The organism is Mesorhizobium sp. M0715 (assembly GCF_040320355.1).
GTDB lineage: Bacteria > Pseudomonadota > Alphaproteobacteria > Rhizobiales > Rhizobiaceae > Mesorhizobium.
Genome location: NZ_JAMYPL010000005.1, coordinates 282154 through 302223, shown reverse-complemented (window position 1 = coordinate 302223; position 20070 = coordinate 282154). Strand labels below are relative to the sequence as shown.

The following is a 20070-nucleotide window of genomic DNA, read 5'->3' as shown; positions in this document are numbered from 1 at the left end:
CGGCCCCCCCCCCCCCCCCCCCCCCCCCCCGCCCCTCCGCCACCCCCCCCCCCCCCCCCCCCCCCCCCCCCCCCCCCCCCCCCCCCCCCCCCCCCCCCCCCCCCCCCCACGCCGAAATCCTGGCGACCGCCTTGCCGCCGCCCTGGACCTATATCGCCACGGCGCAAGCCTGGGATGACGAGATGCGTGAGCGCATCGCGCTGCACCGGTCGCAGCGCGGCGAAGGCTGGACGACCATCGACGCACCGCTCGATCTCGCCGGCGCGCTTGCCGCCTTGCCTGATAACCAACCGGTACTCGTCGACTGCCTGACGTTGTGGCTGACCAACCATATGCTGGCCGAACACGATTTCGAGCTGGAATGCCGCCGATTGGCAGAGGTGCTGTCGCGGCCGCGCGGACCCTGGTTCGTGGTGTCCAATGAAGTCGGCCAAGGTATCGTGCCGGACAATGCACTGGCGCGCCGGTTTCGCGATGCCGCCGGCCGGCTCAACCAGCAGGTCGCGGCGATTGCCGATACGGTGCTGCTGATGGTGGCGGGGCTGCCGCTCAAGGTGAAATGACATGACCGACATCGACGATAAGGACGAAGAACGCCACCGCGCCAAGATGGCTAAGCGCAAGGCGGTGCAGGATGCCGAGGTGGCGAGCAAGACGGTCGAGAAGGGGCTGCTGATCGTCAACACCGGCCCCGGCAAGGGCAAGACCACGGCCGCCTTCGGCCTGGCGCTGCGGATGCTCGGCTACGGCAAGCGCGTCGGTGTCGTCCAGTTCATCAAGGGCAAATGGCACACCGGCGAGAAGGATGCGTTCGCCGCCTTCGGCGACCGCGTCGTCTGGCACGCGATGGGCGAGGGATTCACCTGGGAAACGCAGGATTTGAAGCGTGATATCGCAGCCGCCGAAGCCGCGTGGGCCAAGGTGCTCGAGCTGATGGCCGACCCGTCGATCAGCCTGCTGGTGCTCGACGAGATGAACATCGCGCTGCGCTACGACTATCTCGACCTCGACAAGGTGGTTGCGGCGCTGAAAGCGCGGCGCGAGGACCTGCATGTCGTCGTCACCGGCCGCAATGCCAAGCCGGCGCTGATCGAGGCGGCCGACCTCGTCACCGAAATGGGCGTGACCAAGCACCATTTTTCCGCGGGCGTGAAGGCCCAGCAGGGGATCGAGTTCTGAGGCTTCTTACCCCCTTTGAAGGCAGGGCTATCGCATATGGATTCTTGCGAAGAGGGACCCCCACCCTAACCCTCCCCACAAGGGGGAGGGAACGCTGCCGCGTGCCTTTAATTCTTCTTTGGCGCCGAAAAGACAGGCGATTCGCTTGGGTCGGCGCCAGCGGAAGTCTCCCTCGCCCTTGTGGGGAGGGGCTAGGGGTGGGGGTCCGTGCCGGGCAGACATCTCAGGAATTCCATATGCGATAGCCCTGCCCACAAGGGGGAGCGTGAGATCACGTCACGATGACAACGACCGAAACCAACCCGAACAGGGCGATCAGCAGATAGTCGGCAACGCGATAGAGTTTCAGCGCCTGCCTGATGTCGAGGCTGTCGGCTTCGCGCCGCCCACCTTCGCCCATGAAGACGTCGTCGACCAGTACGCCGCCGTAGCTGCGCGGCCCGGCGAGCGACAGGCCGAGCGCGCCGGCCATCGCCGCTTCCGGCCAGCCGGCATTGGGTGAGCGATGTTTTTTCGCGTCGCGCAATACCGCATGCCAGGCATTTTTCGCATCAGCGCCTTTGACGAGGAACGCCGCCAGCACGATCAGCAGCGCCGTCAGCCGCGACGCCGGCAGATTGATCCAGTCGTCGAAGCGCGCCGCTGCCCAGCCGAACGCCTCGTGGCGCGGGGTGCGGTGGCCGATCATCGAATCGGCGGTGTTGGCGGCCTTGTAGGCGGCGCCGCCGGCCAGGCCGCCGACGCCGGTCCAGAAGGCGGGGGCGACGATGCCGTCAGAGAAATTCTCGGCCAGGCTCTCGATCGCCGCGCGGCAGACGCCGGCCCTGTCGAGCGTTTCAGGGTCGCGGCCGACGATCCGCGAAACGGCAACGCGGCCCAAAGCCAGGCCGCCGGTGTCGAGCGCGTCAGCCACCGCCTCGACATGCTCATAGAGGCTCTTTTGCGACAGAAGCGACGTTGCCAGAAGGGCCGTGATGACGAGGCCCTTGGGAACAAACCAGAACAGGATCTGCACGCCCAGGCCAATTATCGCCGGCACCAGCACGATGACCAGCAGCGCCTGGACACCACGCTTGCGACGCAGCGCGTCGGGATCAGTGGCGCGGTTGAGCCTGTGGTCGAGAAAGGATATCAGCCTGCCGAACCACGTCACCGGATGGCCGATGGCGCGAAACAGCCAATCGGGGTAACCGAGGGCGAATTCGACGGCCAATGACAGGAAAGCGATCAGGACTGACATGAAGCTTCTTAATGGGGCGGTTGTGGACCATGGTGGAAGTCTTGGCCGCGCGAGGGGGCTTTTTCCCAACGCCCTGCTGCCATTCGTCGACCTCTCGACCGGTATCAATCCGCACTCCTACCCGCTTTTCGACCTGCCCGCCACCTCGCTGTCGCGGTTGCCGGAAGCCGCGCGCACGCGTGAGCTGACAGAGATCGCTGCCAGTGCCTATGGGGCGCCGTCGCCAGCCAACATCGTGGCGGCACCGGGCACGCAGATCCTGTTGCCGCGCGTCGCCTCGCTGATTACCCCCGGAAGGGCGCTGGTGCTGGGTCCGACCTACGCCGAACATGCCCGCGCAGCAGTGATCGCCGGGCACGCGGTGACCGAGGTCGGCGATTTCGCTGACCTGGCGGACGCCGACCTTGCCATCATCGTCAATCCGAACAATCCGGATGGACGTGTCATCGAGCGCGACCGGTTGCTGGCTCTGGCTGCCGGATTGCGCGCCAAGGGCGGGCTGCTGGTTGTCGACGAGGCGTTCATGGATGTTGGGCCGCGCGAGCATAGCCTCTGCGGCGATGTCGGCCAGGGCGGTATCGTCGTCCTGCGTTCGTTCGGCAAGTTCTTCGGCCTGGCCGGGCTGCGGCTCGGGTTTGCACTTTCCGATGTAGCGACGGTCGAACGGCTTGAGACGCAATTCGGGCCATGGGCCGTCGCCGGCCCGGCGCTGGAATACGGCATCCGCGCGCTTGCCGACATCGACTGGCAGGACGCGATGCGATCATCTCTTGCCGGCGCATCGGCGCGGCTCGACGCGCTGTTGGCCCGCTTCGGCGTACCCGTAGCGGGCGGCACCACATTGTATCGTTTCCTCAGTTTGACCAATGCCGCCGATTTGTTTGCCGCGCTCGGCGAGCGCGGCATCCTGCTTCGCCATTTTGCCGATCGGCCTGACGTTCTGCGCGCCGGCCTGCCGGGAAGTGAGGAGGAATGGCAGCGGCTCGAGACCGCTCTTGCCGAATGGGCGTCGCGGCGCGAGGATCAATCGAAGGGTTCGGAACAATGATCCATGTCTGTTCGCTGGCAAAGATCGAGGAAACGGTGGCCAGGACCGGCGCCGACCGCATGCTGTCGCTGCTTGCCGCCGGAACGGAGGTGGTCCGTCCGGCGTCGATCGCCCGAGAAAACCATCTGCATCTGGTCATGCATGACATCGCGGCGGCGCAGGACGGCATGACCATGCCGGGCGAGGAGCATGTCCGTAACCTGCTCGATTTCGCGCGCCGCTGGGACCGGGCAAGGCCGATGCTCGTGCATTGCTATGCCGGCATCAGCCGCTCGACCGCCTCCGCCTACATCATTGCGGCGGCATTGGCGCCGAAACGCGATGAGGCCGAACTGGCTCAGACATTGCGGACGCTGTCGCCATCGGCGACACCCAATCCGCGGCTGATTGCGGTGGCCGATGCGCTGCTTGATCGCAACGGCCGCATGATCGAGGCAATCGAATCGATCGGGCGCGGTGCGGATGCCTTTGAAGGCACGCCCTTTGCGCTGAGGATCGACAGCTAGCTGCCCCATGTCGTTGTTCGATTATCGAGTGGCCTTCATTCGCCCAATCTTCATGCCCGTGGCGTACCCGGACAATGAACACGTCGTCGTCGGCTTCGATCCGGTAGACGACAAGATGGGCTTTGAAGGGATGGATACGCATCGGTGGCCTCAATTCAAGCCGCTCTCGCGCTATTCGGGGACTGGCAGCGATCAGGTCAAAGATCGTGAACAACTCGTCATGATACTGTCTGGCCTGCACAGCGCCGAACAGGCGCACCCCTTGCTCGGCAATACCGACGATGTCCTCTTCCGCGGCTAAAGAAAGGCGAAATCCCACTACCTATTGCCGGATGGCTTTTCAGCGCGTTTAACCGCCTCCGTGAAAAGCGCGTCCCTGGATCGATTGCCGATGCCACTCTTCAAGCCATCATCGACAAAGCGCTGCATGGCGGCAATCTTGTCGTTGCGCTCCTGATCCCGACGGATCAAATCGCGCACATAATCGCTCGCGTTGGCGTAGCGGCCCGTTTCGGTTTGCGCCTCAACCCAATCTTTCATCGGATCGGGCAATGATACGTTCATCGTTGCCATACTGGCCTCCATATCCCGTCCAGTATGGCCCATTTTGGCAAAGTTTGTCAAAATCTCTTGTGCGGAAATCTCTCTGTGCAAAAGCGTGATCGTCTGATCCGCCCTCCGTCGCCTGGTTTGTTCAAGAGGACAGCGTTTGCCTTTCGATGCCAGACCACTGGTTTGGAGGCTACGTCAACCAGTCCGCGAGCTTCGCCTTGCGGACATCCCGCAGCAGGCTGATGAAGCCGTCGGCCTGATATTCTGCCGTCAGCCGGCCTTTCTCCGCCGTCGCGATGCTGGCATCGCCGACGACGCCGTTCGGGTTGAGATCGCCAGCTATCCAGGCGAAGGCGTGGGTGCCGGTGTGGCGCAGCAGCGAGAATTCCTTCTCGGCCTTGGCGACATTGGAAACGAAATTGTCGGCCTTGGCCATGTCGACGAGGTCCGGCCGGAAATGCAGCATCAGCGAGGTCTCGACATCGCCGCCATGGATGCCGTGGCGGTCCTCGAGCTCGGTGTACATGCCGGACGGGCGGCCGAAGCGTTGCCAGCTGGTCTTTACCGCCAGCATCTTTTCACGCACGCGCAGTTCGCGCGTGACAATGCCCATGATCTCTTCGTTGCCGCCATGCGAATTGACCACGATCAGCTTGCGCACCCCGGCGCGCGCGATCGACAGGCCAAGCTCGGTCCAGGCTTCTATCAGCGTGGTTGCCGGCAGAGTGAGGGTGCCCGGCGCGTGCAGATGTTCGTTCGACTTGCCCACTGCCTGGACCGGCAGGATGCGGATGTCGAGATCGTCGGGCAGGCGCGAAATAACCGTGTCGAGCATGCCGTTCATGATCGAAGTGTCGGTAGAGACCGGCAGATGTGGCCCATGCTGCTCGATCGCCGCCACCGGCAACACGGCGATCGTCGCCTCCGGATCGATCGAGGCGTATTCGGTGGTCCGGTAGTCGCCCCACCACGCGCGTTTCTTCGCAACAGTCATGTCATGCCTCTTCGATGAACGGCCAGACCTAGCGCGGCGGAGGTTGTCTGTCGATCACCCGGCCGCGATAGCCTCGACCTCGACCTTGAATTCGGGTCGGGCAAAGCCGGAGACGATCATCAGCGTCGAGGCCGGCGCGGGGCTGGAAAACAGCTGGTCGCGGACATCCATATAGGGCCGCAGATGCGCGCGGTCGGTGACATAGGCGTTGATACGGATGATGTCGCGTAGGCCCAGCCCGGCTTCGCGGAGAATCGCTTCGATGTTGCGGAAGCAGAGTTCGGCCTGCGCGCCGGCCTCTTCGGGAATCTGGTCGTCCGCGGTGATGGCGACCTGACCCGAGCACAGCACTAGCCGCTTTCCAGGCGGTACCTCGACGCCGTGGCTGTAGCGGGCAAAGGGCGGCTTTATCGACTTCGGGGTGAGGAATCTGAACATGGCAATCTCCGGTTTGGCCGTAGCCTAAGGCTTGACCCATTGCACCTTCAAGATGGCGGTGCATGTTGCCCGGGCGATTATGGACAGCCGTTCAAAAAATAGGCACGATGCCTTCCGTACGGCATGACCCGTCCGCGCTTGGCATGGCAACGTCTTTCAAGCGGGCGGCCCGGCGCCAGACGCCGGTGGCATGTGTCTTGCTTCTTGAATCTTTGGTGTCGAGCCTGGCGCGTGGCGCGCCGGAGCAAACAGAGGGTGGTGTCGATGTACGGAAAACAGAAGATCTCGGTGGGGGTTGTGGCCCTGCTTGCAGCCAGCACGCTGGGTGCTGCTGCGAATGAGAAAGTCACCTTCGGCACCAACTGGTTGGCCGAGCCGGAGCATGGCGGATATTACCAGTCCGTGGCGGACGGCACCTATGCTGCCTGCGGCCTCGACGTCACCATTATGCAGGGCGGTCCGCAGGTCAGCGGCCGGCCGATGCTGCTGGCCGGCAAGATCGATTTCTACATGGGCGGCAATCTGCTGTCGGCTTTCGATGCCGTCCAGCAAGGCATTCCGATGCGGGTGGTGGCGGCGGATTTCCAGAAGGACCCGCAGGTCATCATGTCCCATCCCGGCGAAGGGCTCGACAAATGGGAGGACCTGAAGAACGCCGACCAGTACATATTGGGTGACGAGGGCGTGCAGACCTTCTTCCAGTGGATGGTCATCGAACTCGGCTTCGATGCCTCCAAGCGCGCGCCCTACACCTACAACACCGCTCCCTTCCTCGCCAACAAGAAGTCGATCCAGCAGGGCTACGTCACCTCCGAGCCGTTCGCGGTCAAGAAGGAAGGCGGCTTCGTGCCGAACCAGTTCCTGCTCGCCGACTATGGCTGGGATACCTACTCGACGACGATCGAGGTGATGCAGGACACGATCGACAAGAAGCCGGAGGTGGTCCAGTGCTTCGTCGATGGCTCCGCCAAGGGCTGGTACAAATATCTCTACGGCGACAACAAGGCCGCCAACGACTTGATCAAGAAAGACAATCCCGACATGAGCGACGAGCAGATCGCGTTCTCGATCGAGCAGATGAAGAAGTTCGGCCTGGCCGATTCCGGCGACACCGAAAAGCTCGGCATCGGCGCCATGACCGACGAGCGGATCAAGAGCTTCTACGACAAGATGGTCAAGGCCAAGGTCACGCCCGACGGCATCGACATCAAGAAGGCCTACACGCTGACCTTCATCAACAAGGGCGTCGGGCTCGAGCTGAAGAAATAGGCCGGTCCCGGCATGATAAGGGAAAAAGTGGCGCCAGCGCCGGCTGTGTCGGGTACGGCCCCGACGCTTCTGGCGCTGCGCGGCGTCGGCAAGGTATTTTCCAACGGCGTGACGGCGCTCAGCGACGTCGACCTGACCATCCGGGAAGGCGATTTCCTCAGCCTGCTTGGGCCGTCGGGGTGCGGCAAGTCGACGGCGCTGCGGCTGATCGCCGGCCTGTCGACGCCGACCTCCGGCGTGCTCGACTGGCGCGGCGGTGGCTCGCTTGACCGTTCGAACATCGGCTTCGTCTTCCAGGAGCCGACGCTGCTGCCCTGGGCCAATGTTTTCGACAATGTCTGGCTGCCGCTTCGGCTGAAAGGCATTTCGCGCGCCAAGGCGACACCGGCGATCACGGAAATGCTGGCGCGGGTGCATCTAACCGGTTTCGAAGACGCGGTGCCGCGCGAACTGTCCGGCGGCATGAAGATGCGCGTCTCGATCGCGCGGGCCATGGTGACCAAACCGCGCGTGCTGCTGATGGACGAACCGTTCGCGGCACTCGACGAGATCACCCGCTTCAAGCTCAACAACGATCTCCTGGAACTGTGGCAGGACGAACGCTTCACCGTCGTCTTCGTCACCCACAGCGTCTTTGAAAGCGTGTTCCTCTCCAACCGCGTCGTCGTCATGGCGGCGCGGCCGGGCAGGGTGTTCGACGAACTCGCCATCGAGGCCTCCTATCCGCGCGACGAGGCGTTTCGCACCTCGCCCGACTATGCGGCACTCTGCCGTCAGGCCTCCGATGTGTTGGTCAATGCCATCAATTCAACAGCAGGCGCGCATCATGACGGCCATTGACGAGCGCGTGCTCGAACTCGACCCCGAGGAAGCGCGCCGCGTGCGCCAAGAGCGGTTCGAACGGATCGGCCGCTGGCTGCTGCCGCTAACGATCATGATCCTGGCGATCTGGCTGTGGGATCGCATCTGCGTCTGGAACGCGATTCCGCAATACATCCTGCCGCGCCCGGGCGTGGTGCTGTGGACGCTCTACAACGACGCCGGCCTGCTGTTTTCCTCGCTGCTGGTGACCTTGCGCATCACCTTCCTCAGCCTGGCTCTGGCGGTCGTCGGCGGGGTCGGGCTGGCGGTGCTGTTCGCGCAATCGAAATGGGTCGAGATGTCGTTCTTTCCCTTCGCCATCGTGCTGCAGGTGACGCCGATCGTGGCGATCTTTCCGCTGATCAACATCTATGTGAACGACCAGACGACCAAGCTTCTGCTGTGCGCCTGGATCGTCGCCTTCTTTCCGATCCTGTCCAACACCACGCTTGGCCTCAACTCCGTCGACCGCAATCTGCGCGACATGTTCAAGCTCAATGGCGCGACGCGCTGGCAGCAATTGCGCTATCTCAGGCTGCCGGCCGCGATGCCCTATTTCCTCGGCGGGCTGAAGATCGCCGGCGGCCTGTCGCTGATCGGCGCGGTGGTGGCCGAGTTCGTCGCCGGCACCACCGGCCAGTCGTCCGGCCTTGCCTCGCGCATCATCGAGGCCGGTTACCGGCTCAACGCGCCGCGGCTGTTCGCGGCGCTGTTCCTGATCTCGCTGACCGGCATTTTGATCTTCCTCGTGCTGTCGCTGATTTCGCATCTCATTTTGCGGCGCTGGCACGAAAGCGCACTGAAGCAGGAGCGCTAGGCCCTTGATTCCGAACACAGGTTCATACCGGCTCGCCAATGTCAGGCTTCACGCATCCCTGACCCCAGGCCTTGGCGCTGCTCTCGACAGGGATGGCTTTGCGCTTGCCGACGTCACTATCGCGGACGGCAAAATCGCAGGCATTGCCGCCCACGGTCGTGCAGCGCCTGCTGATGCCGTCGATCTTGGCGGCCGCATCGTGCTGCCATGCTTCGTCGACAGCCACACGCATATCGACAAGGGCCATATCTGGCCGCGAAAGCCCAATCCCGACGGCACGTTCTTGGGCGCGCTGAATGCCGCCGGCGCCGATCGTGTGGCACGCTGGAGCGCCGAGGACGTTGCGAAACGGATGGATTTCTCGCTGCGCTCAGCCTACGCCCATGGCACCAGGGCGCTGCGCACGCATCTCGACAGCGTCGCGCCGCAGGAGGAAATCTCCTGGCCGGTGTTCGAGGCGATGCGCGAGGCATGGCGCGGCCGCATCGAGTTGCAGGGCGCCTGTTTGCTCGGCATCGAAGGCGTACGCGACAAAAAGTGGTTCGACAGGCTGGCAAAGAGGGTTGCCGCGGCAAAGGGCGTGCTCGGTGTCGTCACCTATATGGTGCCGGACCTCGAAGAACTGCTCGACCATGTCTTCGCGCAAGCGATCAAGCATGGCCTCGATCTCGATTTCCATGCCGACGAGACCGATGACATCTCCGCCATATCGCTGAAGAAGATCGCCGAGGCCGCTCTTTGGAACGGTTTCGAAGGAAAGATCCTCGTCGGCCATTGCTGCTCGCTTGCGCGCCAGCCGGACCTCGACGTGCTCGACACGCTGGACAAGGTGGCGAAGGCAGGGCTAGCCGTCGTTTCATTGCCGATGTGCAATCTCTATTTGCAGGATCGGCGCGGCGACGGCACCACGCCGCGCTGGCGTGGTGTGACGCTGCTGCACGAAATGAAGGCGAGGGGCATTGCGGTTGCCGTCGCATCCGACAATACGCGTGACCCATTTTATGCCTATGGCGACCTCGACATGCTGGAGGTCTACCGCATGGCGACGCGCATCCTGCACTTCGATCATCCGGTCGCCGACTGGCCGCAAGCGGTCACCGCGACGCCGGCCAAGGTGATGCGGCTTGATGGCTTCGGCACGCTTGCCGCCGGCGGCGATGCCGATTTTGTCCTGTTCAAAGGCCGAAGCTGGACGGAATTGCTCTCGCGGCCCGAATCGGATCGCATCGTGGTGCGCGGCGGCAAGGCGATCGACCGGCAATTGCCCGACTATGCCGAACTCGACGAACTGATGGTGGAATGATGGACGTTTCGGCGCTCAAACGCGATCTTGACGGGCTCAAGGTCGACGACAATCCGGCCATCGTCCAGCAGAAGAGCCGTGACTTCTACTGGTACAGCCCGGTGCTGAAGCAGCAACTGGACCATGTCACCGGCGATCTGATCGTGACGCCGAAGAACGAGGCCGAACTGATCCGCGTGCTTGCCGCCTGTCATCGCCATGGCGTGCCGGTGACACCGCGCGGCAGCGGCACCGGCAATTACGGCCAGGCGATGCCGCTCTCCGGCGGCGTCGTGCTCAACCTTGCCGAGATGAACGAGATCAAGTCGATCGCCCCGGGTCGCGTCGTGACCGGACCGGGGGCCATTCTGGCCGATATCGACAAGGCAACGCGAGCGCATTCCGGGCAGGAACTCCGGCTATCGCCCTCTACCTACAACACCGCTTCGATCGGCGGCTTCATCGCCGGCGGTTCGGGCGGCGTCGGCTCGATCAATTTCGGTGGCCTGCGTGATTTCGGCAATGTGCTCCGGCTGCGCGTGGTGACCATGGAGGCCGAGCCGAAAGCGCTCGAACTCACCGGCGAGGATCTGCACAAGGTGACCCATGCCTACGGCACCAACGGCATCATATCGGAGGTCGAGATGCCGCTGACCGCGGCTTATGAATGGATCGACGTCATCGTCGGCTTCGACGCTTTCATGGATGCGGCCCGCTATGGAAATGCACTGGCGTGCCAGGACGGTATCCTGACCAAGCTGATCACGCCGATAGCGGCACCCGTGCCACAGCTTTATTTCAAGCGGCACCAGAAATTCCTGCAGCAGGGGCAGAGCATCTGCGTCGTCATGGTGGCGCGGCATGGGCTGGACGCTTTACTGGCCTTCACCGGCCGGGCCGGTGGCGAGGTGATCTACAATGCCGCAACCGCAACGCTGGACGAAAAGAAGGGGCTGCCGCCGGCCTATGAGCTGGCCTGGAACCACACGACGCTGAGGGCGCTGCGCGTCGATCCTTCGATTACCTATCTGCAGTCGCTCTATCCCTTTCCCAACCAGCTCGCGTTGGTCGAAAAGATGGACAAGATGTTTCCGGGCGAGGTTTTCTCGCATGTGGAATTCGTGCGGCTGGACGGCAACATCACCTGCTTCGGCCTGCCGCTGGTCAAGTTCACCAGCGAGGCTCGGCTCGACGAGATCGTGCGCCTGCATGAGGAGAATGGCTGCCCGATCTTCAACCCGCATCGCTACACGCTGGAAGAGGGCGGCATGAAGCAGACCGACGCGGTGCAGCTCGCCTTCAAGCGCGAGACCGATCCGCAAGGCCTGCTCAACCCCGGCAAGATGATCGCCTGGGAGAACCCGGACTACGACTACCGTTCGGGTCGGACTTTTTTGTTCAAGGGGCTGCAGAGAGTGGGATGAGGAGAGGTTTGCGCTTGAGTACCCCCCTCTGTCCTGCCGGACATCTCCCCCGCAAGGGGGGAGATTGGCAGCCTTTGAGTCGCGACCATTCTGCGGCGTCGACAGTTAGCGAAAGCGATACGGCAGTCCGATCTCCCCCCTTGCGGGGGAGATGCCCGGCAGGGCAGAGGGGGGTGCCTCGCACTGACCTAGGGGATATTCCCCTGTGAACATCCTCGTCCTTTACGCCCATCCGGTCGAGACCAGCTTCAATGCCGGCCTGCACCGCATGATCGTAGAGCGGTTGACGGCGGCGGGCCATACGGTCGATGACTGCGACCTCTACGCGGAGGATTTCGATCCGCGGATGACGCGGCAGGAAAGGCTGGACTACCACAATCCGCGCGGCGCCGCTGACGCTGCCGCACCTTATGTCGAACGCCTGCTGCGAGCCGATGCGCTGGTGCTTTCCTATCCAGTCTGGAACTATGGCTTTCCAGCGATACTGAAAGGCTTTTTCGATCGCGTCTTCCTTCCCGGCGTGTCGTTCAAGCTGGTCGACGGCAAGGCGCAGCCGTCGCTGCACAACATACGCAAGGTTGCGGCGGTGACCACTTATGGCGGCAGCCGGTTCCGCGCCATGCTGATGGGCGATCCGCCGCGCAAACTGATCAAGCGCATGCTGCGCGCCACCGTCAAACCGGGCGCGCCGGTGACCTATCTTGCGCATTATTCGATGAATCTGTCGACCGACAGCACGCGCAAGACCTTCATGGCCAAGGTCGCGGCCAGCATGGATGCCTTCTGATGCGCGCGCTGGTGGTCTACTGCCATCCGGTGCCGGACAGCTTCTGTGCGGCAATTCGCGACACCGCCATCGACGTGCTGATGCGACGAGGCTGGGAGGTGCGGCTGCTCGACCTCTACGCCGATAAATTCGACCCGGTGATGGGTTGCGACGAGCGACGCTCCTACAATGACCAGGCGCCGCAGGACCCGGCGCTGAAGCCGCATTTCGAGCTGCTCAACTGGGCCGAAGCGATCCTGTTTGTCTATCCGACCTGGTGGTACGGGCTGCCGGCGATGCTGAAGGGCTGGCTCGACCGGGTGTGGGCGACGGACGTCGCCTTCAAGTTGCCGGCCGGCAAGGGGCGGATCAAGTCGCTGATGACGCATGTAACCAAGGTTGGCGTCATCACCACCTGCGGCGCGCCGACCTGGTGGAGCGTCGTCGTCGGCCAGCCGGGGCGCAAGACCCTGCTGCGCGGCATGCGGGCGCTATGCGCGGCGCGCTGCCGGACGTTTTTCCTGGCGCACTATTTGATGGATGCCTCGACGCCGGCAACAAGGGCGGCGTTTCTGGCGAAGGTGCGGGCAAAGCTGGAGCGGTTTTGAGAAGCGGGGTCTCGTAGGGCGCTATCCCCACCCCGTCCCGCAATCTCCGCTCTGCTCCGACCGCGAGCCGACCCTCCCCACAAGGGGGAGGGTAAGAGGCGCTACATCTTCACCCGCTCGGCCTTCGGATCATACATCGGCTTCAGCGAGGCTTCCGCCGCAAAGCGCTCGCCGGCGATCTCGATTTCGTAGGATGAAGCCAGCACATCCGCTTCGCTCTCGCCCTCGGATGGCACATAGCCTAGCCCGACCGCGCCGCCGAGATGATGGCCGTAATTGCCTGAAGTGATCGGGCCGACGATCTTGCCGTCGCGCAGGATCGCTTCGTTGTGGAAGAGCAGGGGCTCTGGATCCTTCAGGCGGAACTGGACGAGCCGGCGTGACAGGCCGGCTTCCTTCTTGCGCAGCACGGCATCGCGGCCGATGAAGTCGCCCTTGGCGGTCTTCACCGCAAAGCCAAGGCCGGCTTCCAGCACATTGTCTTCATCGGTGATGTCGTGGCCGAAATGCCTGAAGGCCTTTTCGATGCGGCAGGAATCCAGCGTGTGCAGGCCGCAGAGCTTCAGGCCGCCTTCGGCGCCGGCCTCATCGATCGCCTCGAAGACATGAGCCGCCTGGTCGGTCGAGACATAGAGTTCCCAGCCGAGTTCGCCGACATAGGTGACGCGGTGGGCGCGGGCCAGGCCCATGCCGATCTCGATTTCCTGGAACGTGCCGAACGGATTTTTATCATTGGAAAAATCGTTGGGGCTGACCTTCTGGATCAGCTTTCTTGCGTCCGGGCCCATCAGGCAGAGCACGCTTTCGGCCGCCGTCACGTCGGTGACGACGACGAACTCGTCGGCGACGTGCTTGCGCAGCCAAGCCAGGTCGCGCTGCAGCGTGGCGCCGGGGACGACGAGGAAGAAAGCCGTTTCCGACAGCCGCGAAACCGTCAGGTCGCTCTCGATGCCGCCGCGCTGGTTGAGCATCTGGGTGTAGACGATCTTGCCCGGCGCGACGTCCATGTGGTTGGCGCACAGTCTTTGCAGGAAAGCGCTGGCGTCGCGGCCCTCGACACGGATTTTGCCGAAGGAGGTCATGTCGAACAGGCCGACGCCATTCCTGACCGCGAGGTGTTCTTCGCGCTGGTTGTCGAACCAGTTCTGGCGCTTCCAGGAATAGCGGTATTCGCGCTCCTGGCCCTCGCGGGCGAACCAGTTGGCGCGCTCCCAGCCGGCGACTTCGCCGAACACGGCGCCGCGCACCTTCAGATGCTCGTGCAGCGGCGAACGCCTGACATTCCTCGAGGTCGCCATCTGCCGATAAGGGAAATGGTCGGCATAGAGCAGGCCGAGCGTTTCCGAGACGCGTTCCTTCAAATAGCGGCGGTTCTTCTGGAACGGCTGGGCGCGGCGGATGTCGACTTCCCACAGGTCGAACGGGGCTTCGCCGTCATTGATCCACTGCGCCAGCGCCATGCCGGCGCCGCCGGAGGAGACGATGCCGATCGAGTTGTAGCCGGTCGCCATCCAGTAGCCGGACAGCTCCGGCGCCTCGCCGAGATAGTAGCGGTCGTCGGGCGTAAAACTCTCAGGACCGTTGAAGAAGGTGTGGATGCCGGCGGTTGCCAGCATCGGCATGCGGTTGACGCCCATTTCGAGGATCGGCTCGAAATGCTCCATGTCCTCCGGCAACTGGTCGAAGCAGAAATCCTCGCTTATGCCGTCCATGCCCCAGGGTTTTGCCACCGGCTCGAAGGCGCCCAGCATCATCTTGCCGGCGTCCTCCTTGTAGTAGGCGCACTCGTCCGGCACCCGCAGCACCGGCAGACGGGTGAGGCCGGGGATCGGTTCGGTGACGAGGTAAAAATGCTCGCAGGCATGCAGCGGGATGGTGACGCCGTTCTGCGCTCCCAGTTCGCGCGCCCACATGCCGGCGCAGTTGACGACGATGTCGGCTTCGATCGTGCCTTGGTCTTCGCCCTGTGCCCAGGACACGCCGCTGACGCGGCCGGCCTTGGTATGGACCTTGGTGACCTTCACATTCTCGACGATGGTGGCGCCGCGCTGGCGCGCGCCCTTGGCCAGGGCCATGGCGATGTTGGCGGGGTCGCATTGGCCGTCGAGCGGCAGATGCACGGCACCGACGACATCGGAAACATTGAGATGCGGGTACATCTCGCTGACTTCCCTGGGCGAAATCTCACGCACGTCGACATCGAAGGCACGCGCCAGCGACGCTTGCCTGTAGATCTCGTGCTTGCGCTCCTCGGTCAGCGCCACGGTAATCGAACCGACCTGGCGCATGCCGGTGCCGACCTCGGTCTCGGCTTCCAGCTTGACGTAGAGATCGGCGGAATATTTGGCCAGCCGTGTCATGTTCTGCGAACCGCGCAACTGGCCGATCAGGCCGGCGGCGTGCCATGTCGTGCCCGACGTCAGCTGTTTGCGTTCGAGAAGCACGATGTCAGTCCAGCCGAGCTTGGCCAGGTGATAGGCGACCGAACAGCCGGAAACGCCGCCGCCGATGATGACCGCTCTTGCTTTGGCGGGAATTGCCTTGGCGGTCATGCTGCCTCGCGACGGTAGCTGGAAGCAAAGCGGCGCAGACGAAGTGCAGCTTCCTGCAGCACGGGTTCGGGCTGGCAGAGGCTGATGCGAATGTGGCCGGCGGCCGCTTCGCCGAAGCTGGAGCCGGGCATGACGCCAACCTTTTCGCTGTCGAGCAGGGCCCAGGCGAATTTCTCGTCGTCCGGTTCGACGGCCGAGATGTCGAGCATGACATACATGCCGCCCTCCGAACCGCGCACGGTGACATCGTTCATGCCCCGCACGGCGTCGAGCAAGACGGTGCGGCGTGCCGCGTAACGTTCGGCGATCTCCTTGACACCGTAACGGTTCTCCAGCGCCTCGGAACAAGCAATCGAGATGAAGGCCGGCAGGCCGTAGGTCGTCACCAGATTGAGATTGATCATGAGCGTGATCATCTCCTCCGGTCCCGTCAGCCAGCCCATGCGCCAGCCGGTCATGCCGTGGCTCTTGGACATCGAATTGATGACCAGCGTCCGCTCGGCCATCCCTGGCAGCGAGCGCGGCGAGACGTGCTCGCCGCCGCCGAGCGTCCAGTAGACTTCGTCCGACAGAAGCCAGAGGTCGTGCTCCCGGCAGACTTCTGCCAACTGCTCCAGCCGCTCGCGCGAATAGACAGCTCCTGTCGGATTGTTCGGCGTGTTGATCAGGACGGCGCGCGTGTTCGGCCGGATTGCCGCGCGGATCATGTCGGCACGCGGCTGGAAGCCATCCTCGGCCGGTGTCTCAACGACGGTGAAATCAGCGCCTGCGGCGCTGAACGTGTTGGGATAGGTGGCATAATAGGGCGCCACGACGATGGCGTGATCGCCCTGGTCGAGCACGCCCTGCACGGCGGCGTAGAGTGCGGCCTGGCCACCCGGTGTGGCGATCACCTGATCCGGCGACGTCTCGACGCCGGTGCAGGCGGTCGAGGCCGCCGCCATCGCCCTGCGCAGGCGCGGCAAGCCGGGAAGCGGGGTGTAGTGATGATTGCTGCCGCGAACCGCGGTCACACAGGCTTCGATGGTCTGCGAAGGCGTGTCGAAATCATGGTCGCCGACCGACAGCATGATGATGTCTTCGCCGGCCTCCTTGCGCGTCCAGGCGGCGAAATGGACTTCCCAGCCGTCCTTGCCCGAAGGCACGATGCCGGAAATACGCGATGATGGTCTAGGCATGCAAAACTCCCGAAATTTCGTAGCCGGCCTGTTCGAGCCGGTCGCGCAGGGCGGCGATGTGCGGCGGTCCGACTTCGCAGCAGCCGCCAACGATGCTTGCCCCAGCCTCGACCCAGCCGATCGCCTGGTCGGCATAGGCATCCGGGCCAAGGTCGTGACGGGCGTGCAGCACATCGACGGTGCCGCCGTGCTTGAGTGCTTCGGTTGAAGTGAAGCCATTGGCGTAGGCGCCGACCGGGCCGCCGAGGTCGATCAGTTCAGGCAAAGCCGCGGCGATTGCTTCCGGCCGGCAGCAATTGACCAGCCGCGCGGCGACTGCCAGGCCATCGAGCGCGCCTGCCGCGGCGGCTATTGTCTCGCCGCTGCGCAGCCGTGGCTTGCCGTGGTCGGCCAGCGTCCACGACACCCATACCGGCTTGCCGCTTTCCGATGCCGCCGTGACCGCCGCGCGGGCTTCGTCCGCCGACGCCATGGTTTCACACAGGAACAGGTCGACGCCCTCGGCCTGCTCGGCAACGATGCGGCGGTAGATATCGAGCGTCTCCTCGAAGGAAATGGTCAGCGCCGGTGCATAGCTGCCGAAAAGCGGCGACAGGCAGCCGGCGATGGCCGCATCGCCGGCTTCGTCGCGGGCCTGCCTGGCCAATTCGATGCCGCGCTTCTGCAATGGCTTGAAGAGGTCTTCCGCGCCCTCGCGCGCCAGGCGTTCGGGTGTCGCAGAATAGGTGTTGATGGTGATCACGCGGGCGCCGGCACGGATGAATTCCGCGTGCAGGTCGCGCACCAGATCCGGTTCGTCGATCAGCACCCTGGCCGACCATAGCGGCGTCGGCTCGGACTTGCTGCGGCGGACCAGTTCCTGGCCCATCCCGCCATCGGTGAGGATGATTTTCTTCATGCGCGCAGCCTTTCGTTCTTCGGATCCCACAGCGGTTCATCCTTCTGCACGATCGCCTGAAAGCGGTCACCGAAGATTTCGACCTCGACTGATGTACCTGGTTCGGCCAGGTCGGCGCGCAGCATGCCGAGTGCGATCGATTTGTCGACCCGGTGACCCCAGCCGCCCGACGTCGTCTCGCCGACGATCTTGCCGTCGTGCCAGAGTGTAGAAACTGACGGAGCGTCGCAATCGCCGGGGTTTTCCACCACCAGTGTGACGAAACGCTTCTTCACGCCTTGCTGCTTTTCGTTCTGGAGTGCTGCCTTGCCGCGGAAGTCGGGCTTGTCCCATTTGACGAAGCGCTCCAACCCGCCCTGCAGGATCGAATAGTCGGTCGACAGGTCGCCCTTCCAGGTGCGGTAGCCTTTTTCGAGCCTGAGTGAATCCAGCGCATACATGCCGAACGGCTTCAGCCCATGCTGTTGTCCCGCCGCGCAGATGGCATCGAAGATGGCGGCGGTGTCGTCGATCCTGGTGTGGATTTCCCAGCCGAGTTCGCCGGCGAAGGACACGCGCACAAGCTTCGCCCAGCGACCGGCGATCTTTGTCTCCTGATGCGTCAGCCATGGCAGAGTGAGGTCGGCTTCGCAGACATCAGCGAGGATTTTTCGCGAGTTCGGGCCTGCCAGGATCTGGGTCGAGAATTCCTCGGTCCGATCGATCAGCTTGAAGGTCGCATCTTCAGGCATGCGCGATTTCAGCCACTCGAAATCATGCCATTGCGCGACCGCCGCGGTGATCAGCGTCATCAGGTTGTCGTCGTGGCGCACCACGGACATTTCGGTGACGATACGGCCCTTGTCGTCGGCGAAATAGGCCAGGCCGATGCGGCCTGGCTTCGGCACCAGCCCAGTGACCTGCAGGCTCAGCCATTCGGCGGCACCCGGGCCTTCGAGGTTGAAGCGCGAGAAGCCCGGCAGGTCCAAAATGCCGGCGGCATCGCGCACGGCCAGGCATTCTTCACGCACACGATGGTGCCAGGGTCCTTCGCGGCGGAAGGTCAGCGTCGCTTCCTCTGAAATATCATCGCCCTCTTGCGCATACCAGGTGGCGCGCTCCCAGCCATTATAGGCGTCGAAGCGGCCGCCGAGCGCCTTGATGCGATCGTGGATCGGCGACAGCTTGCGGTCGCGGCCTTCCGGCCAGGCATGGCGCGGGAACTGGATGGCGTATTCGTTGCCGTAGATCTCCATGCCCTTGGCGACGCAATAGTCCGGCGCCGCGGCAAAGGAGGTGAAGCGGCGCGGGTCGCATGACCACATGTCCCATTCGGTCTGGCCCTCTGTCACCCATTCGGCCAGCACCTTGCCGGCGCCGCCGCCCTGGGCGATGCCGAAGGTGAAGACGCAGGCCTCGAAGGCATTGGGAACGCCGGGCATCGGGCCGATCAGCGGATTGCCGTCCGGCGTGTAGGGGATCGGGCCATTGATGACCTTGGACAGGCCGGCGGTGCCCAGGATCGGCACGCGGGCGACGGCGTCGGCCAGATAATGTTCGAGCCGGTCGAGATCGTCGGGGAACAGCTGGAAGGAAAAATCCTCCGGCATCGGGTCGTTGTGGGTGGCCCAATGCGCGCGGCAATTGCGCTCATAGGGGCCGAGATTCATGCCGTTCTTCTCCTGGCGAAGATAGTAGGAGGTGTCGACGTCGCGCAGCAGCGGCAGTTTCTTCCCCTGTTCCTTCGACCATGCCGCCAGTTCGGGAATCTCCTCGAACAAAATGTACTGATGGCTCATCACCATCATCGGCACGTCGCGGCCGAACATCCGGCCGACTTCGGCGGCGCGGTAGCCGGCGGCATTGACGACGATCTCGCAGCGGATCTCACCTTGTGCCGTCTCGACCACCCATTCGTCGTTCTCACGGCGCACGCCTGTGACCGGGCAGAAGCGGATGATCTTCGCGCCCATGTCGCGCGCACCCTTGGCCAGCGCCTGGGTGAGCTGCGCCGGATCGATGTCGCCGTCGCTCGGGTCGTAGAGCGCGCCTTTCAGGTCATGCGTCTCGATGAAGGGATAGCGACGCTGGATCTCGCCGACACCGACAATGTCGATGTCCATGCCCTGGTAGAGGCCCATGCCCTTGGCGCGCTGAAATTCCTGCATGCGCTCTTTCGTGTGGGCAAGGCGCAGCGAGCCGGTGACGTGATAGTTCATGGGATAGTCGACCGCGTCGGCCAGCCCGCGATAAAGCTCGGTCGAATAGCGCTGCATGTTCATCAGCGACCAGGACGAGGAGAAAGTCGGCACGTTGCCAGCGGCATGCCAGGTCGAGCCCGAAGTCAGCTCGTTCTTTTCCAAGAGCACGCAGTCGGTCCAGCCCGCCTTGGCGAGATGGTAGAGCGAGGAGGTGCCGACGGCACCGCCTCCGATGATCACCACGCGCGCCGTGCTCGGCAAACCCGCCATGTTCTTCT

Annotated in this window: 19 protein-coding genes and 1 pseudogene; 11 read left to right on the top strand and 9 right to left on the bottom strand. The window is 63.7% G+C overall.

Translation table 11 applies throughout. From position 1 onward, the window contains the following. Window positions 1–116 precede the first annotated feature (116 nt). Window positions 117–563, top strand: a complete 447-nt coding sequence (cobU, locus tag NKI21_RS09175) for a bifunctional adenosylcobinamide kinase/adenosylcobinamide-phosphate guanylyltransferase (RefSeq protein ID WP_352678360.1) — start codon at window positions 117–119, stop codon at window positions 561–563. A gap of 1 nt (window position 564) precedes the next feature. Continuing rightward, entirely contained in the window at window positions 565–1179 is a 615-nt protein-coding gene (cobO, locus tag NKI21_RS09170; protein WP_352793877.1) for a cob(I)yrinic acid a,c-diamide adenosyltransferase, read from the top strand. Between the two features lie 271 nt (window positions 1180–1450). Here the strand turns inward: cobO and cbiB are convergent, their stop codons facing one another. After that, window positions 1451–2419, bottom strand: coding sequence for an adenosylcobinamide-phosphate synthase CbiB (gene cbiB / locus NKI21_RS09165; RefSeq protein WP_352793875.1), 969 nt, complete (start codon window positions 2417–2419; stop codon window positions 1451–1453). Between cbiB and cobD the strand changes: the two genes are divergently transcribed. Further along, window positions 2418–3467 (top strand): threonine-phosphate decarboxylase CobD, encoded by a 1050-nt coding sequence (gene cobD / locus NKI21_RS09160; RefSeq protein WP_023812361.1) that lies wholly within the window; start codon window positions 2418–2420, stop codon window positions 3465–3467. The two genes, cbiB and cobD, sit on opposite strands and share 2 nt — an antisense overlap. After that, window positions 3464–3973: a tyrosine phosphatase family protein gene (locus NKI21_RS09155; RefSeq protein ID WP_023812360.1), complete on the top strand. Its 510-nt coding sequence runs from the start codon at window positions 3464–3466 to the stop codon at window positions 3971–3973. The genes cobD and NKI21_RS09155 overlap by 4 nt, the downstream gene beginning before the upstream one ends. A gap of 34 nt (window positions 3974–4007) precedes the next feature. Here the strand turns inward: NKI21_RS09155 and NKI21_RS09150 are convergent. The 4 genes and pseudogenes from NKI21_RS09150 to NKI21_RS09135 form a co-directional block, all read right to left on the bottom strand. Further along, window positions 4008–4292: pseudogene (locus tag NKI21_RS09150) on the bottom strand (type II toxin-antitoxin system RelE/ParE family toxin); the annotation flags it as partial. Then, a complete protein-coding gene (locus NKI21_RS09145) occupies window positions 4292–4546 on the bottom strand; it encodes a type II toxin-antitoxin system ParD family antitoxin (RefSeq protein WP_023812358.1) in 255 nt (84 codons plus the stop codon). The gene NKI21_RS09145 and the pseudogene NKI21_RS09150, both read right to left, overlap by 1 nt. 169 nt (window positions 4547–4715) lie before the next feature. Further along, on the bottom strand, window positions 4716–5519 hold the full coding sequence (locus NKI21_RS09140; protein ID WP_352439843.1) for a creatininase family protein: 804 nt from the start codon (window positions 5517–5519) through the stop codon (window positions 4716–4718). A gap of 54 nt (window positions 5520–5573) precedes the next feature. Continuing rightward, window positions 5574–5957, bottom strand: coding sequence for a RidA family protein (locus tag NKI21_RS09135; RefSeq protein ID WP_352439844.1), 384 nt, complete (start codon window positions 5955–5957; stop codon window positions 5574–5576). Between the two features lie 264 nt (window positions 5958–6221). Between NKI21_RS09135 and NKI21_RS09130 the strand changes: the two genes are divergently transcribed. The 7 genes from NKI21_RS09130 (at window position 6222) to NKI21_RS09100 (ending at window position 12984) form a co-directional block, all read left to right on the top strand. Further along, entirely contained in the window at window positions 6222–7226 is a 1005-nt protein-coding gene (locus tag NKI21_RS09130; protein WP_352439845.1) for an ABC transporter substrate-binding protein, read from the top strand. A gap of 12 nt (window positions 7227–7238) precedes the next feature. Further along, on the top strand, window positions 7239–8066 hold the full coding sequence (locus NKI21_RS09125; protein ID WP_352439846.1) for an ABC transporter ATP-binding protein: 828 nt from the start codon (window positions 7239–7241) through the stop codon (window positions 8064–8066). Further along, the gene (locus NKI21_RS09120) at window positions 8053–8904 is read left to right on the top strand and encodes an ABC transporter permease (protein WP_128304401.1); all 852 of its coding nucleotides are present in this window, start codon (window positions 8053–8055) and stop codon (window positions 8902–8904) included. Before NKI21_RS09125 ends, NKI21_RS09120 begins: the two co-directional genes overlap by 14 nt. A gap of 4 nt (window positions 8905–8908) precedes the next feature. Continuing rightward, a complete protein-coding gene (locus NKI21_RS09115; protein ID WP_352439848.1) occupies window positions 8909–10207 on the top strand; it encodes a cytosine deaminase in 1299 nt (432 codons plus the stop codon). After that, window positions 10207–11610: an FAD-binding oxidoreductase gene (locus tag NKI21_RS09110; protein WP_352865323.1), complete on the top strand. Its 1404-nt coding sequence runs from the start codon at window positions 10207–10209 to the stop codon at window positions 11608–11610. The genes NKI21_RS09115 and NKI21_RS09110 overlap by 1 nt, the downstream gene beginning before the upstream one ends. Before the next feature lie 205 nt (window positions 11611–11815). Then, window positions 11816–12397, top strand: a complete 582-nt coding sequence (locus NKI21_RS09105) for an NAD(P)H-dependent oxidoreductase (RefSeq protein WP_352439849.1) — start codon at window positions 11816–11818, stop codon at window positions 12395–12397. After that, the gene (locus tag NKI21_RS09100) at window positions 12397–12984 is read left to right on the top strand and encodes an NAD(P)H-dependent oxidoreductase (RefSeq protein WP_352439850.1); all 588 of its coding nucleotides are present in this window, start codon (window positions 12397–12399) and stop codon (window positions 12982–12984) included. The genes NKI21_RS09105 and NKI21_RS09100 overlap by 1 nt, the downstream gene beginning before the upstream one ends. 101 nt (window positions 12985–13085) lie before the next feature. Here NKI21_RS09100 and NKI21_RS09095 read toward each other — a convergent pair whose 3' ends face one another. Genes NKI21_RS09095 through NKI21_RS09080 form a run of 4 tightly spaced genes read right to left on the bottom strand, consistent with a single transcriptional unit; the run spans window position 13086 to window position 20062 of the window. Further along, window positions 13086–15536 carry a GcvT family protein gene (locus tag NKI21_RS09095; protein WP_352439851.1) on the bottom strand — a complete coding sequence of 817 codons (2451 nt, stop codon included), beginning with the start codon at window positions 15534–15536 and terminating at the stop codon, window positions 13086–13088. Continuing rightward, entirely contained in the window at window positions 15533–16714 is a 1182-nt protein-coding gene (locus NKI21_RS09090; RefSeq protein WP_352793872.1) for a pyridoxal phosphate-dependent aminotransferase, read from the bottom strand. Before NKI21_RS09090 ends, NKI21_RS09095 begins: the two co-directional genes overlap by 4 nt. Next, entirely contained in the window at window positions 16707–17612 is a 906-nt protein-coding gene (locus NKI21_RS09085) for a homocysteine S-methyltransferase family protein (protein ID WP_352439853.1), read from the bottom strand. Before NKI21_RS09085 ends, NKI21_RS09090 begins: the two co-directional genes overlap by 8 nt. Then, on the bottom strand, window positions 17609–20062 hold the full coding sequence (locus tag NKI21_RS09080; RefSeq protein WP_352439854.1) for a GcvT family protein: 2454 nt from the start codon (window positions 20060–20062) through the stop codon (window positions 17609–17611). Before NKI21_RS09080 ends, NKI21_RS09085 begins: the two co-directional genes overlap by 4 nt. Between the last annotated feature and the right edge of the window lie 8 nt (window positions 20063–20070).